Annotated in this window: 10 protein-coding genes and 1 pseudogene; 4 read left to right on the top strand and 7 right to left on the bottom strand. The window is 59.4% G+C overall.

Annotation, left to right across the window (positions count from 1 at the left end):
- Window positions 1-960: an AAA family ATPase gene (locus ACWGZX_RS27250; protein WP_008150800.1), complete on the bottom strand. Its 960-nt coding sequence runs from the start codon at window positions 958-960 to the stop codon at window positions 1-3.
- 291 nt (window positions 961-1,251) lie between these two features.
- Entirely contained in the window at window positions 1,252-1,605 is a 354-nt protein-coding gene (locus tag ACWGZX_RS27255; RefSeq protein ID WP_452626251.1) for a hypothetical protein, read from the bottom strand.
- A gap of 504 nt (window positions 1,606-2,109) precedes the next feature.
- Between ACWGZX_RS27255 and ACWGZX_RS27260 the strand changes: the two genes are divergently transcribed.
- Window positions 2,110-7,011, top strand: a complete 4,902-nt coding sequence (locus tag ACWGZX_RS27260; RefSeq protein ID WP_452626252.1) for an NAD-glutamate dehydrogenase — start codon at window positions 2,110-2,112, stop codon at window positions 7,009-7,011.
- Between the two features lie 175 nt (window positions 7,012-7,186).
- Here the strand turns inward: ACWGZX_RS27260 and ACWGZX_RS27265 are convergent, their stop codons facing one another.
- The 4 genes from ACWGZX_RS27265 to pdxR all read right to left on the bottom strand — a co-directional run bounded on the left by ACWGZX_RS27265 (window position 7,187) and on the right by pdxR (window position 10,681).
- Complete coding sequence (locus tag ACWGZX_RS27265; RefSeq protein ID WP_452626253.1) at window positions 7,187-7,897, bottom strand: ATPase; 711 nt, start codon at window positions 7,895-7,897, stop codon at window positions 7,187-7,189.
- A gap of 228 nt (window positions 7,898-8,125) precedes the next feature.
- Complete coding sequence (locus tag ACWGZX_RS27270; RefSeq protein WP_452626254.1) at window positions 8,126-8,539, bottom strand: cupin domain-containing protein; 414 nt, start codon at window positions 8,537-8,539, stop codon at window positions 8,126-8,128.
- A gap of 291 nt (window positions 8,540-8,830) precedes the next feature.
- A complete protein-coding gene (locus ACWGZX_RS27275; protein WP_452626255.1) occupies window positions 8,831-9,124 on the bottom strand; it encodes an antibiotic biosynthesis monooxygenase family protein in 294 nt (97 codons plus the stop codon).
- 123 nt (window positions 9,125-9,247) lie between these two features.
- Window positions 9,248-10,681, bottom strand: coding sequence for a MocR-like pyridoxine biosynthesis transcription factor PdxR (gene pdxR / locus ACWGZX_RS27280; protein WP_452626256.1), 1,434 nt, complete (start codon window positions 10,679-10,681; stop codon window positions 9,248-9,250).
- A gap of 204 nt (window positions 10,682-10,885) precedes the next feature.
- Here pdxR and ACWGZX_RS27285 point away from each other — a divergent pair, with 204 nt between their 5' ends.
- The 3 genes and pseudogenes from ACWGZX_RS27285 to ACWGZX_RS27295 all read left to right on the top strand — a co-directional run bounded on the left by ACWGZX_RS27285 (window position 10,886) and on the right by ACWGZX_RS27295 (window position 12,628).
- Window positions 10,886-11,326 (top strand): carboxymuconolactone decarboxylase family protein, encoded by a 441-nt coding sequence (locus ACWGZX_RS27285; RefSeq protein WP_027923433.1) that lies wholly within the window; start codon window positions 10,886-10,888, stop codon window positions 11,324-11,326.
- 114 nt (window positions 11,327-11,440) lie between these two features.
- Window positions 11,441-11,920, top strand: a pseudogene (locus ACWGZX_RS27290) (LysR substrate-binding domain-containing protein); the annotation flags it as partial.
- 186 nt (window positions 11,921-12,106) lie between these two features.
- A complete protein-coding gene (locus ACWGZX_RS27295; RefSeq protein WP_452626257.1) occupies window positions 12,107-12,628 on the top strand; it encodes a GNAT family N-acetyltransferase in 522 nt (173 codons plus the stop codon).
- A 1-nt stretch (window position 12,629) separates the two neighbouring features.
- Here the strand turns inward: ACWGZX_RS27295 and ACWGZX_RS27300 are convergent, their stop codons facing one another.
- A complete protein-coding gene (locus ACWGZX_RS27300) occupies window positions 12,630-13,322 on the bottom strand; it encodes an aspartate/glutamate racemase family protein (protein WP_452626258.1) in 693 nt (230 codons plus the stop codon).
- Window positions 13,323-13,377: the final 55 nt, after the last annotated feature.

Genomic DNA, 13,377 nt, shown 5'->3' on the forward strand with positions numbered 1-13,377 from the left:
TCAAGCGACGGCTACGACGTCGAGAATTCGCTGGACCACCCGGTCCTGATCGATGCCAGCGGCTTCGGCTTCAAAGGACAGAATGATGCGGTGGCGCAACACGTCGAACAACACCGCTTGAATGTCTTCCGGGCTGACGAAGTCGCGACCGGCCAGCCAGGCGTGGGCCCGCGCGCAGCGGTCGAGGGCAATCGAACCGCGCGGGCTGGCGCCATAGGCGATCCACTCGGCCATCTCCGGGTCGAACTTGGCCGGTGTGCGTGTGGCCATGACCAGTTGCACCAGGTATTCCTCCACGGCGTCGGCCATGTACAAGCCGAGGATTTCCTTGCGCGCGGCGAAAATCGCCTGCTGGCTGACCCTGCGCTCGGGTTTGGTTTCGCCGTTCAACGCTTCACCACGGGCCTGTTGCAGGATTCGCCGTTCAACGGCGGCATCAGGGAAGCCGATTTTTACATGCATCAGAAAGCGGTCGAGTTGGGCTTCAGGCAGCGGATAGGTGCCTTCCTGCTCGATGGGGTTTTGCGTGGCCATTACCAAAAACAGCGGCGACAGCTCGTAAGTGCTGCGCCCGACGCTGACCTGGCGCTCGCCCATGGCTTCCAGCAATGCGGACTGAACCTTGGCCGGGGCACGGTTGATTTCGTCCGCCAGCACCAGGTTGTGGAAAATCGGGCCTTGCTGGAACACGAAACTGCCGGTTTCCGGCCGATAGATTTCGGTGCCGGTAATGTCTGCGGGCAGCAGGTCAGGGGTGAACTGAATGCGGTGGAACTGAGCTTCGATGCCTTCGGCGAGTTCTTTGATGGCCTTGGTCTTGGCCAGGCCCGGGGCGCCCTCGACCAGCATGTGGCCGTCGGCAAGCAACGCGATGAGCAAGCGCTCGATGAGTTTTTCCTGGCCGAGAATCTGCGTTGAAAGAAAGGTTCGCAGCGCGAGCAGCGCTTCACGATGTTCCATCGATGACTGTTCCTGGAGAAGGTGGCCGAAGGCGTTCGAATAACGCTTGGGCTGGGGGCGTTACTTTAATCCATCGCGGGGGGCGGCGACTAACGGCATTTTGTGCAAAGTGCGGGAAATGATTGGCGAAGGGTTGGAAGTTTTCAGGCTCGCAGGCTGGTGGCGTTCTTTCGGACGCTATCGCGGGCAAGCCCGGCTCCCACAGGTTCGGAGGTGTTGCAAGCATCGCAAGCGCACCGCCGATGTTTGTGGGAGCCGGGCTTGCCCGCGATGAGGCCGGATCAGGCGCTATCAAAGCTCGCTTATATAAGTACCAGTCCCGTCAAGAATGTTACGCAGTGTTTCTTCCACTTCAGCGAGATCACTGGCATCGGTGCTGTGAATGATTTCCAGCGAATCATCGCCATTCAGCGCATCCACATCCGCCGCGGCGATTTCGATCAGCAGGCGGGTAGGGCTGAGGGTCACCTTCACGCCGTCCAGCGTCGAAGGTTCGTCGTCGAGGGTGATTTCCAGTTCGTCCTCGTCCGGGTAGCGGGTCATCAGGAACATATCGCCCTGATCGCTGTGGCAGCAGAGCATGGCCATGTTGTCTTCCTCGTCATCGCATGGGTTGACGATCAAGAGGGCGGTGGTCATTTGCATGGGGGAATTCCTGGCTCGACGAGCATGGTGAAGACGAACAAAACGCAATTCTGCCAGCACAAGGGAATTTCTGCTCGGTTGAGTGTCAGAGGAGGGGCGCGGACACTTAGAGTGTTACTGGTCATTTCTGGTACGCGGGTGCCGGAAAACCGGGGATAAAACGCCCGTTTTTGCCCACGGCTGCTAGTGTTGTTCGAGGCGCGTGCCGCCAGTTGCGTACCGATGACCGAATATGTCGCAGCACCGCAAGCACGGGCCTTGCCGCACTCGTTAAGCTGCGCAACGGATGAGCACCTGTAAAGGCATTGCGCTGCACGCAGTCCAGTCGCTTTTGCAGATGCCCATTCATGGAAGGTGAATGTGACCCGAGTGTCTCGTCCAGCTTCACCCACCTGTCCCCCTGTTTCCTCTGCCCGAGAATCAGGAGCAGGGTGACGGATCGCCCCGAAAGGGGTTTTGCACGCGACGCTTCCATCAATAACAAGCCCAAGCGGAGTACCACAGATGGCGTTCTTCACCGCAGCCAGCAAAGCCGACTTCCAGCACCAACTGCAAGCGGCACTGGCACAGCACATCAGTGAACAGGCACTGCCACAAGTGGCGTTGTTCGCTGAACAATTCTTCGGCATCATTTCCCTGGACGAGCTGACCCAGCGTCGGTTGTCCGACCTCGCCGGCTGCACCCTTTCTGCGTGGCGCCTGCTTGAGCGCTTCGATCACGCGCAACCGCAAGTGCGCGTCTACAACCCTGATTACGAACGCCACGGCTGGCAGTCGACCCACACCGCGGTCGAAGTGCTGCACCACGACCTGCCATTCCTGGTGGACTCGGTGCGTACCGAGCTGAACCGTCGCGGCTACAGCATTCATACCCTGCAAACCACTGTGCTGAGCGTTCGTCGCGGCAGCAAAGGCGAGTTGCTGGAAATCCTGCCCAAAGGCACCCAGGGCGAAGGCATTCTTCAAGAATCGCTGATGTACCTGGAAATCGACCGTTGCGCCAACACGGCCGAGCTCAATGTCCTGAGCAAAGAGCTGGAACAGGTCCTCGGTGAAGTCCGCGTCGCGGTCGCCGATTTCGAGCCGATGAAAACCAAGGTCCAGGAAATCCTCACTGGCCTGGATAACAGCCAGTTTGCGGTCGACCCTGAAGAAAAAGCCGAAATCAAAAGCTTCCTGGAATGGCTGGTGGGCAACCACTTCACGTTCCTGGGCTACGAAGAATTCGTGGTTCGCGATGAAGCCGACGGCGGCCACATCGTCTACGACCAGGATTCCTTCCTCGGCCTGACCAAACTGCTGCGCACCGGCCTGACCTACGATGACCTGCGCATCGAAGACTACGCCGTGAATTACCTGCGCGAACCGACCCTGTTGTCGTTCGCCAAGGCCGCGCACCCAAGCCGTGTACACCGTCCGGCTTACCCGGACTACGTGTCGATCCGTGAAATCGATGCTCACGGCAACGTCATCAAGGAATGCCGTTTCATGGGCCTGTACACCTCCTCGGTGTATGGCGAGAGCGTGCGGGTTATTCCGTACATCCGCCGCAAGGTCGAAGAAATCGAACGCCGTTCCGGCTTCCAGGCCAAGGCTCACTTGGGCAAGGAACTGGCGCAGGTGGTCGAAGTGCTGCCGCGTGATGACCTGTTCCAGACCCCGGTCGACGAACTGTTCAGCACCGTGATGTCGATCGTGCAGATCCAGGAACGCAACAAGATCCGCGTGTTCCTGCGCAAAGACCCGTACGGTCGATTCTGCTACTGCCTGGCTTACGTGCCACGCGACATCTACTCCACCGAAGTGCGCCAGAAAATCCAGCAAGTGCTGATGGATCGCCTGAAAGCCTCGGATTGCGAGTTCTGGACGTTCTTCTCCGAGTCCGTACTGGCCCGCGTGCAACTGATCCTGCGCGTCGACCCGAAAAACCGCCTCGACATCGACCCGGTTCTACTGGAAAAAGAAGTGGTTCAGGCCTGCCGCAGCTGGCAGGACGACTACGCCAGCCTGGTGGTTGAAAGCTTCGGCGAAGCCCACGGCACCAACGTGCTGGCCGACTTCCCGAAAGGCTTCCCGGCCGGTTACCGTGAGCGTTTCGCCGCCCACTCGGCTGTGGTCGACATGCAACACCTGCTGAGCCTGAACGAAAAAAATCCATTGGTGATGAGCTTCTATCAGCCACTGGGTCAGGTGTCCGGCCAGCGCATGCTGCACTGCAAGCTGTATCACGCCGATACGCCGCTGGCGCTGTCCGACGTGTTGCCGATCCTGGAAAACCTCGGCCTGCGCGTGCTGGGTGAATTCCCGTATCGCCTGCGCCACACCAATGGCCGCGAGTTCTGGATTCACGACTTCGCGTTCACTGCCGCTGAAGGCCTGGAACTCGACATTCAGCAACTCAACGACACCTTGCAGGACGCGTTCGTCCACATCGTGCGTGGCGATGCCGAGAACGATGCGTTCAACCGCTTGGTGCTGACCGCCGGCCTGCCGTGGCGCGATGTGGCGCTGCTGCGTGCTTATGCGCGCTACATGAAGCAGATTCGTCTGGGCTTCGACCTGGGCTACATCGCCAGCACCCTGAACAACCACACCGACATCGCTCGCGAGTTGACCCGGTTGTTCAAAACCCGTTTCTACCTGGCGCGCAAGCTGACCGGCGACGATCTGGAAGACAAACAGCAACGTCTGGAACACGCGATTCTGAGCGCACTGGACGACGTTCAGGTACTGAACGAAGACCGCATCCTGCGTCGCTACCTGGACCTGATCAAGGCCACCCTGCGCACCAACTTCTATCAGACTGACGCCAACGGCCATAACAAGTCGTACTTCAGCTTCAAGTTCAACCCGCACCAGATTCCAGAGCTGCCGAAGCCAGTACCGAAGTTCGAAATCTTCGTTTACTCGCCTCGCGTCGAAGGCGTGCACCTGCGCTTCGGCAACGTGGCGCGTGGCGGTCTGCGCTGGTCCGATCGTGAAGAAGACTACCGCACCGAAGTCCTGGGCCTGGTAAAAGCCCAGCAAGTGAAGAACTCGGTCATCGTGCCAGTCGGCGCGAAGGGCGGCTTCCTGCCGCGTCGCCTGCCACTGGGCGGCAGCCGTGACGAGATCGCGGCCGAGGGCATCGCCTGCTACCGCATCTTCATTTCGGGCCTGTTGGACATCACCGACAACCTGAAAGACGGCGCGCTGGTTCCGCCTGCCAATGTCGTGCGTCATGACGACGATGACCCGTACCTGGTCGTTGCTGCGGACAAGGGCACTGCGACCTTCTCCGACATCGCCAACGGTATCGCCATCGACTACGGCTTCTGGCTGGGTGACGCGTTCGCTTCCGGCGGTTCCGCTGGTTACGACCACAAGAAAATGGGCATCACCGCCAAGGGCGCGTGGGTTGGCGTTCAACGTCACTTCCGCGAACGCGGCATCAATGTCCAGAAAGACAGCATCACCGTGGTCGGTGTCGGCGACATGGCCGGTGACGTATTCGGTAACGGTCTGTTGATGTCCGAGACGCTGCAACTGGTGGCTGCGTTCAACCACCTGCACATCTTCATCGACCCGAATCCGGAGCCGGCGAACAGCTTCGCCGAGCGTCAGCGCCTGTTCGACCTGCCGCGTTCGGCCTGGTCGGATTACGACACCAGCATCATGTCCGAAGGCGGCGGGATCTTCTCCCGTAGCGCGAAGAGCATTGCCATCTCCGAGCAGATGAAAGAGCGCTTCGACATTCAGGCCGACAAGCTGACCCCGACCGAACTGCTCAATGCTTTGCTCAAGGCACCGGTAGACCTGTTGTGGAACGGCGGTATCGGTACGTACGTCAAAGCCAGCAGCGAAAGCCACGCCGATGTCGGCGACAAGGCCAACGATGCACTGCGCGTGAACGGCAACGAACTGCGCTGCAAAGTCGTGGGCGAGGGCGGTAACCTCGGTATGACCCAACTGGGTCGTGTCGAATTCGGTCTCAATGGCGGCGGTTCCAACACCGACTTCATCGACAACGCCGGTGGCGTGGACTGCTCCGACCACGAAGTAAACATCAAGATCCTGCTGAACGAAGTGGTTCACGCCGGTGACATGACCGACAAGCAACGTAACCAGTTGCTGGCGAGCATGACCGACGAAGTCGGCAATCTGGTGCTGGGCAACAACTACAAGCAGACTCAGGCCCTGTCCCTGGCGGCGCGTCGTGCCTTGCCGCGTATCGCTGAATACAAGCGCCTGATGAACGATCTGGAAGGCCGTGGCAAGCTGGATCGCGCCATCGAGTTCCTGCCGGCGGAAGAAGCGATCAACGAGCGCATTGCGACAGGCCATGGCCTGACCCGTGCCGAGCTCTCGGTGTTGATCTCCTACAGCAAGATCGACCTCAAGGAGCAGTTGCTTAACTCCCTGGTGCCGGATGACGACTACCTGACCCGTGACATGGAAACCGCTTTCCCGCCGACCCTGGTGAGCAAGTTCTCCGAAGCCATGCGCCGTCACCGTCTGAAGCGCGAAATCGTCAGCACCCAGATCGCCAACGACCTGGTCAACCACATGGGCATCACCTTCGTTCAACGACTCAAAGAGTCGACCGGCATGAGCCCGGCGAATGTTGCGGGTGCGTATGTAATAGTTCGGGATATCTTCCACCTCCCGCACTGGTTCCGGCAGATAGAGGCCCTGGACTACCAGGTTTCCGCTGACGTGCAACTGGAGCTGATGGACGAGCTGATGCGTTTGGGCCGCCGCGCCACGCGCTGGTTCCTGCGCAGCCGTCGCAACGAGCAGAACGCAGCTCGTGACGTCGCGCACTTCGGTCCGCATCTGGCAGCGCTGGGCCTCAAGCTCGACGAACTGCTCGAAGGCCCGACCCGCGAAGGCTGGCAGACCCGCTATCAGGCTTACGTCGCGGCTGGCGTACCTGAGTTGCTGGCGCGCATGGTTGCAGGCACCACTCACCTGTACACCTTGCTGCCAATCATCGAAGCGTCCGACGTTACCGGTCAGAACGCAGCAGACGTCGCGAAGGCTTACTTCGCCGTCGGCAGCGCGCTGGACATCACCTGGTACCTGCAACAGATCAGCGCTCTACCGGTTGAAAACAACTGGCAGGCCCTGGCCCGTGAAGCGTTCCGTGATGACGTCGACTGGCAACAACGTGCGATCACCATCTCCGTCCTGCAACAGGGCGACGGCAGTCAAGACGTGGAAACACGCCTGGCGCTGTGGATGGAAGAGCACGAAGGCATGATCGAACGCTGGCGCGCCATGCTGGTGGAACTCCGTGCCGCCAGCGGTACGGACTACGCCATGTACGCGGTGGCCAACCGTGAGCTGCTGGACCTGGCGTTGAGCGGGCAAGCGGTGGTGACTGCCATTGCTGCTGTCAGCGAAGAGCTGGAACCGGCTGCCTGATCAGGCGCTGAATGAAAAAAACCCGCATGGCGACATGCGGGTTTTTTTTGCCTGAGGGATTTTGGGTGTCTGCCCGGGCCCCTTCGCGGGCAAGCCCGGCTCCTACGGTGGAACGCATTTCACTATAGGAACGGCGGTGCGGCGATCCGACTTGCCCGCGATGGGGCCATTAGCCTTAATACAACTTCCCGCTGGTTTTATTATCAATCATCGCTACTTTGTCTGTCGGATTGGTCAATAAATTACTGAGCGACTGGTCAAACTTTTGCAGTGCTCTAATTTGCACATTCTGTTGTTCGTTAATATCCGCCACTATCTTTGGGCTCGGTTCAAAGTCCGCCCAAAGAGGGCTCAGTGTTTTGGCGTCATACCCTTGTGCGGTGCCAATGTAATTCAAGTTGGCGTCATAGAAATCTGCACTGACGTGAGCCTCTAAATCCGAACTGCGCGAGGTCATCAATTGGCTGCGGCTGTCGACAATGGCGGTCACATCCGGTTTCGCAGCCTTGAGGCTTTGCATGTCCGGGTACACCGTGACCGAGCCGAACTGGCGCTGCAACGACGCTTTGACCCAATCCACGGCGAGGTCGGGGTTGGAGGTTGTCACGAAGGCGTCATGAATCGACTGAACCAACAGGCTCTGGCCGAAACCGGTGCCAGCGTTGGCTCGGTAGTCCTGGAGGTAGGCGCGATTGGTTTGGGTGTTTTGACTGTAGACAATGCCCAGCGAGACGTTACTGCCATTCGGAATGAGCGTGGCATTGCTGCGGCCAACGGGCTCGGTAAAGATGCCCTCCAGAGAAGATACAGCGCTCGGCGCGGTGGGGATCGAGCAGCCTGTTAAAACAACGGTCATCGTCAGGGTACTGGCAAGCGCAAGTTTCATGGTGTTACTCCCGTGAAACATCCTGTGTCGGAAAGTTAGTGTGCCGGTGTTCTCCAGCGGTAAATCCAGACTAAACCTGTCTTTGCTGAATTAAATGGCAAAAATGCGCGCTTCTCGGGAAGTGAATAGTTTTATTGGGTTTAAACAGGGGCGGTTGATTGCGTAGAGAAATAAAAAGGCCCGAAATCGAAGTTCGAGCCGTTTTATTTATACCTGTACGTACAGGCATCAGTTTTCCAATGGGATCAACACTTTTTCATCCGGAGACAACACCATAAACACCAACAGTTTGGCAGGCTGGGTGGCACTGGCGTTTTTTGACACCAAGTGTTCCGATCCCGCCGGTTCATACCAGTATTGGCCGGCCTTGTAAGTGACCGGCTGTTCACCTTTGACCTGGGAAGTAATCTCCCCGGATATCACGTAGGCCATGGCGGTGCCTTCGTGTTTGTGGGCAATGGACGATTGCCCGGGCTCGTAATCGACTTCGATCATCAACGCCTTTTTGCCGGGCACATTTTTCAGCATCTGATCCTGCAGCACCGTGACCTTTTCAGAAGGGCCTTCGTGAGCCATCGCAGCAGCCGAAACGGTCAGGGCCAGGGCAGCGAGCGGGGCAGCAAGGAAACGCAACGTTTTCATGGGTCATTACCTGCGGTGGTTATCGTCAGGAGCAACGATAGTCCGCAGGGTGGGGCAATCAAACAGCCAATATTCGGGAAGCCTGGGGGACCAATCCAGCCCCATGTCCGATGTAGCAGCTGTCGAGCAGCGCGAGGCTGCGTCCGGCGGCGAAGCCGTCGTGAAATCAGGTTGTGCGGTGTTTCAGGAACATCGCGTACTCAGGCTTTACGACGGCTTCGTCCGAACGCGGCCCGCACCGGACGCAGCCTCGCGCTGCTCGACAGCTGCTACAAAGTCGCTACAGGGTGTTTAGCGGATCGGGAAGCTGTTGAAATCCACAGCATTCGCCAATTGATTGTCGATCAGGCCGATAAAGCCCTGGACCTCAGGGCAATTGAAATGCTGCTGCATGGCCGCTTCCGATTGCCAGTGGGCGCTGACGGTCCAGCGGTTGGTGTCCTCGGGGCAGCGGTCGACCATATAGGAGTCGCAGCCCGGTAGTTCGCGCAGGGTTTCGACAATCTTTTGCAGTTGCTTACCCAGTTCATCCGAGCGGCCGGGGGCAGCTTGCACCTGTACGGTATTAATCACTTCGTTGGACATTGCTCACACTCCTGAATCAGGCCGGACGAATCCTGCTCATTGAGGGATAACGCTTAGGCAGGATAGGCCTGCTTCCCCGGACCGCCAATAGCCAAACGCCCGGTAAAGCCGCAGACCAATCCGTCAGGCCACCTGCTGAAGAATGTCGCGCAAACGGTCCAGAGCGGTGTCGATGTCCAGGGTTTCAATGGCGCCAAAACCCAGCAACAGCCCGGCCTGCGGCGTTTGCTGGAAGTAAAAGGCTTCGATGGAATTGAGCCCGACTTCCACCTTTTTGGCCAACTCGATCACCAATGGGAGATCGATAGGCACTTTGCACATCACTACCAGGTGGAACCCGGCCGTGGTGGGCACCGGCTCGAACCATGGCGAAAGGTCGCCCGCCATGCGCGCCAGAATCCGTTCGCGACGCCCGGCATAGATCGTGTGGCAGCGGCGGATGTGCTTGAGCAGGCAGCCTTCGGCAATGAATTTGGCCAGCGCCCACTGTGGCAGTGTGGAGGTGTGCAGATCGGTGAGTTGCTTGGCCCGGATCACCGCTTCGAGAATCGCCGGTGGCAAAATCGCATAGCCGAGGCGCAACTCCGGAAGCAAGGTTTTCGAGAAAGTGCCGACGTACGCGACGATCCCGCGCTCATCCATACTTTGCAGCGAATCGGCAGGGCGGCCTTCGTAGCGAAACTCGCTGTCGTAATCGTCCTCGATGATGATCGCACCCAATTCATAAGCCCGTTCCAGCAGCGCCGCCCGGCGTTCCTGACTCATCGGCAGACCGAGCGGGAACTGATGGGACGGTGTGACGTAAATCAGCCGCGTGCCGAGGGGGATTTGGTCCACCTGAATGCCTTCGGCATCCACCGGTACACCGATCACCGTGGCGCCGTGCGAGCCAAACAACAGGCGTGCCGGCGGATAGCCGGGGTCTTCCATGGCGACAATGCTGCCGGGGCGGGTCATCACCCGGGAAATCAGGTCCAGTGCCTGTTGCGCGCCATTGCACACCACCACGTCCTCGTCCTGGCAAATGACCCCGCGGGAAAACGCGATATGCCGGGCGATGGCATTGCGCAGCGCCGGCAGGCCTTCGGGCAGGCTGTAGAGGCCTTTTGAACCCGCCATCTGGCGCAAGGCGTGGGACGTGCAGCGACGCCAGTCATCCTGCGGGAATTGGCCCTTGCTGACGGCGCCGCCAATGAAGTCATAGCGCAACGACCCTTCCAGTGTCGGATGACGCAGGAACACCGGCAGATTGCGCCAGGATTCGATGACCTCAAAACTCGCCAACTCGGAATGACTTTGTTTACGGGTGATTTTGGACGACCGGGCATTCACGTAGGTGCCTTTGCCGATCACACCAATGAGGAAGTTTTCGTAGGTCAGTTGCGAGTACGTGTCGGAAATGGTCTTGCGCGAAATCCCCAGCTGTTCGGCCAGCAAGCGGCTGGGCGGCAGCTGTGTCCCGGCGGCCAGGCGCCCGGATTCGATGGCGCTGCGCAGTTGGTTGTACAACTGGCCTGCCAGGTCCTTGCGGCCGTTGATGACAACATGAAGTTCCATACCGGCGAGGCTCCTGCAGCGGTTGAGGCGCGTGTGCGTCGCGCCAGATTACCCGCATGAGTGGCTGTGCAGAAGTTGCGTGGGCCAAAAACCTCAGATTGGACTGTTGCGCAATGGTCCCGGGCTTTTTCGTTGAATTGGCACTGTAACGTGCGTGCATCACCGCCTAACGTGGAGTCACTATTCGATCCTCGAGGTCGCCTCATGAGTTCCCGCCTGGATTACTACAGCGCTTCGCCAAAAGCGATGAAAGCGATGATTGCCATGGAGGCCTTGACCAGCAACCTCAGTATCGAGCCCGCGCTGCTGCACCTGATCAAGATCCGCGCCTCGCAGCTCAATGGCTGCGCTTTCTGCACCGACATGCATTCGGTGGACGCACGGCGTCTCGGCGAGACCGACCGGCGCCTGTATTCGATCGTCGTGTGGCGCGACAGTGGCTTTTTCAACCCGCGCGAGCGCGCTGCGCTGGCCTGGACCGAAGCCGTGACGCTGCTCTCCGAAAGCCACGTGCCGGATGACGTGTTCGCACTGGCCCGGGAGCAATTCAGCGAAGCGGAGCTGGTCGATTTGACGATTGCCGTGACCACCATCAACAGCTGGAATCGCCTGGCGGTGAGTTTTCGGCAAACCCCTGGCGGCTGAATCGATTATCCGCGCCCAGTGTCACGTCAGGTTCATAAACGCTGCGCAGGATGAGGGTTTCAAGGATAGATCGACAAGGAGTCATTGATGTCACTCATGGAATCCACTTGCGCTGCCGGCACTGATTCGCCACTGCCAGGGCCGAGTTTTGCAGTGAGCGAACCGCAACGCCTGGCACGTCTGGAGTATCTGCCGCACATCGCCAAGCGCTATTCGCGAGTCGCGGCCCGGCCAGACAGCCTGGGCGATTTGGCCGACTTCATGTTGGTGCAATGGCAACATGACCGCCAAGTCGAGAGTTTTCGGCCGTGGAACAGCGTGGTGGATCAGCGTTTGGCCGGCGTGGTGCAATAGCACTCCTATGCGCTGATGCTGGAGATGATCCGTTGCAGCGCCTGCATCGGGCTGTTACCGCGTTCCATGAGCCAATTCGACCGCGGGCTGATTGCGTTGCCCGGACTGTTCGACCAGCCGATGCAACGTCAGGTGTGGATGGCAGTGAATGCCGACTCACAAGGGCAGGCCGGTGTGCAGATGATCGTTGAGCTGATCCATAACACCTTCAATGAACGCCGGGAGTGGTTCGAGAGCTGAACGCGGTCAAACTGTAGGAGCGAGCCTGCTCGCGAAAGCGGTGGGTCAGTCACATCAATATTGTATGTGTCGCCGCCTTCGTCGGAACGCCGCCCGGAGCCGGCTCGCTCCCACATGGGTTCTCGCCATGCCGTAAGAATGCGTTGTAGAGTGAGCGGCCATATGTGCATCAAGGATGAATCACCCATGCCCGCCACTGACCCTGTCATCACCCTCGAACGTTTCAACGAATCCCACATCGATGGCATCACGGCGCTCTACAACGACCCGGCGATTACCCGTCAGGTGCTGCAAATGCCGTTTCAGTCCACCGAAGTCTGGCGCAAACGTCTGTCCCCGGATAACGAACGCGTAGTGCAACTGATCGCCCTGCATCAGGGCACGGTCATCGGCAACATAGGCCTGGAGCAGTTTTCGCGGATCCGCCGCAGCCATGCCGGCAACCTCGGCATGGGCGTCGCGGTGGCGTGGCAGGGCAAAGGTGTGGGTTCGACATTGCTGGCGGCGGCGCTGGACATCGCCGACAACTGGATGAACCTGCAACGCGTGGAGCTCTCGGTGTACGCCGACAACGAAGCGGCCATCGGTCTCTACCGAAAATTCGGTTTCGAGACCGAAGGCCTGTTTCGTGATTACGCCGTGCGTGACGGCCGACTGGTCGATGCCTTGAGTATGGCGCGTCTGCGTCACACGCTTAACGCCGATTGACTCAGTCGCTCAGTGCGAACGCCACCGCCGCCTGCGCATGCAGTTCGGTGGTGTCGAGCAAGGGCAGGGCGCTGTGCTCGGGTTTGATCAGCATGCCGATTTCCGTGCAGCCAAGGATGATCGCCTGGGCACCTCGCTGGGCCAGCGACTCGATCACCTGCTGATACACCTTGCGCGACACCTCGTTGATTACCCCGACGCACAACTCGTCGTAGATGATTCGGTGCACCGCCTGGCGTTCCTCGGCTTCAGGCACGAGCACGGTCAACCCCATCGTGCTCAGGCGATCCTTGAGAAAATCCTGTTCCATGGTGAACGCGGTGCCGAGCAAACCCACCTTCAGTGCACCGGCATCCACGGCAGCCTGACCGGTCGGGTCGGCGATGTGCAGGAACGGAATAGTGATCGCAGCCTGAATCTGCCCGGCCACCTTGTGCATGGTGTTGGTACACAGCACCACGCACTCGGCGCCGCCAGCTTCCAGTCGCCGCGCCGCATCCACCAGAATCGCCGCCGCATCGTCCCAGCGGCCGGCATGCTGGGCCTGTTCGACAGGCCCGAAGTCGACGCTGAACATGAGCAACTGCGCCGAACGCAACGGCCCTAGCCGTTCACGAACCTGCTGGTTGATGAGGCGATAGTACTCGGCGCTGGACTCCCAGCTCATGCCGCCGATAAGGCCGATGGTGCGCATGCGGTGCTCCCTGTGAAATGGCTAACCTTGAGAGTATCCCGTGGTTCTTGACGGT

Source organism: Pseudomonas sp. CLCA07 (assembly GCF_053615335.1).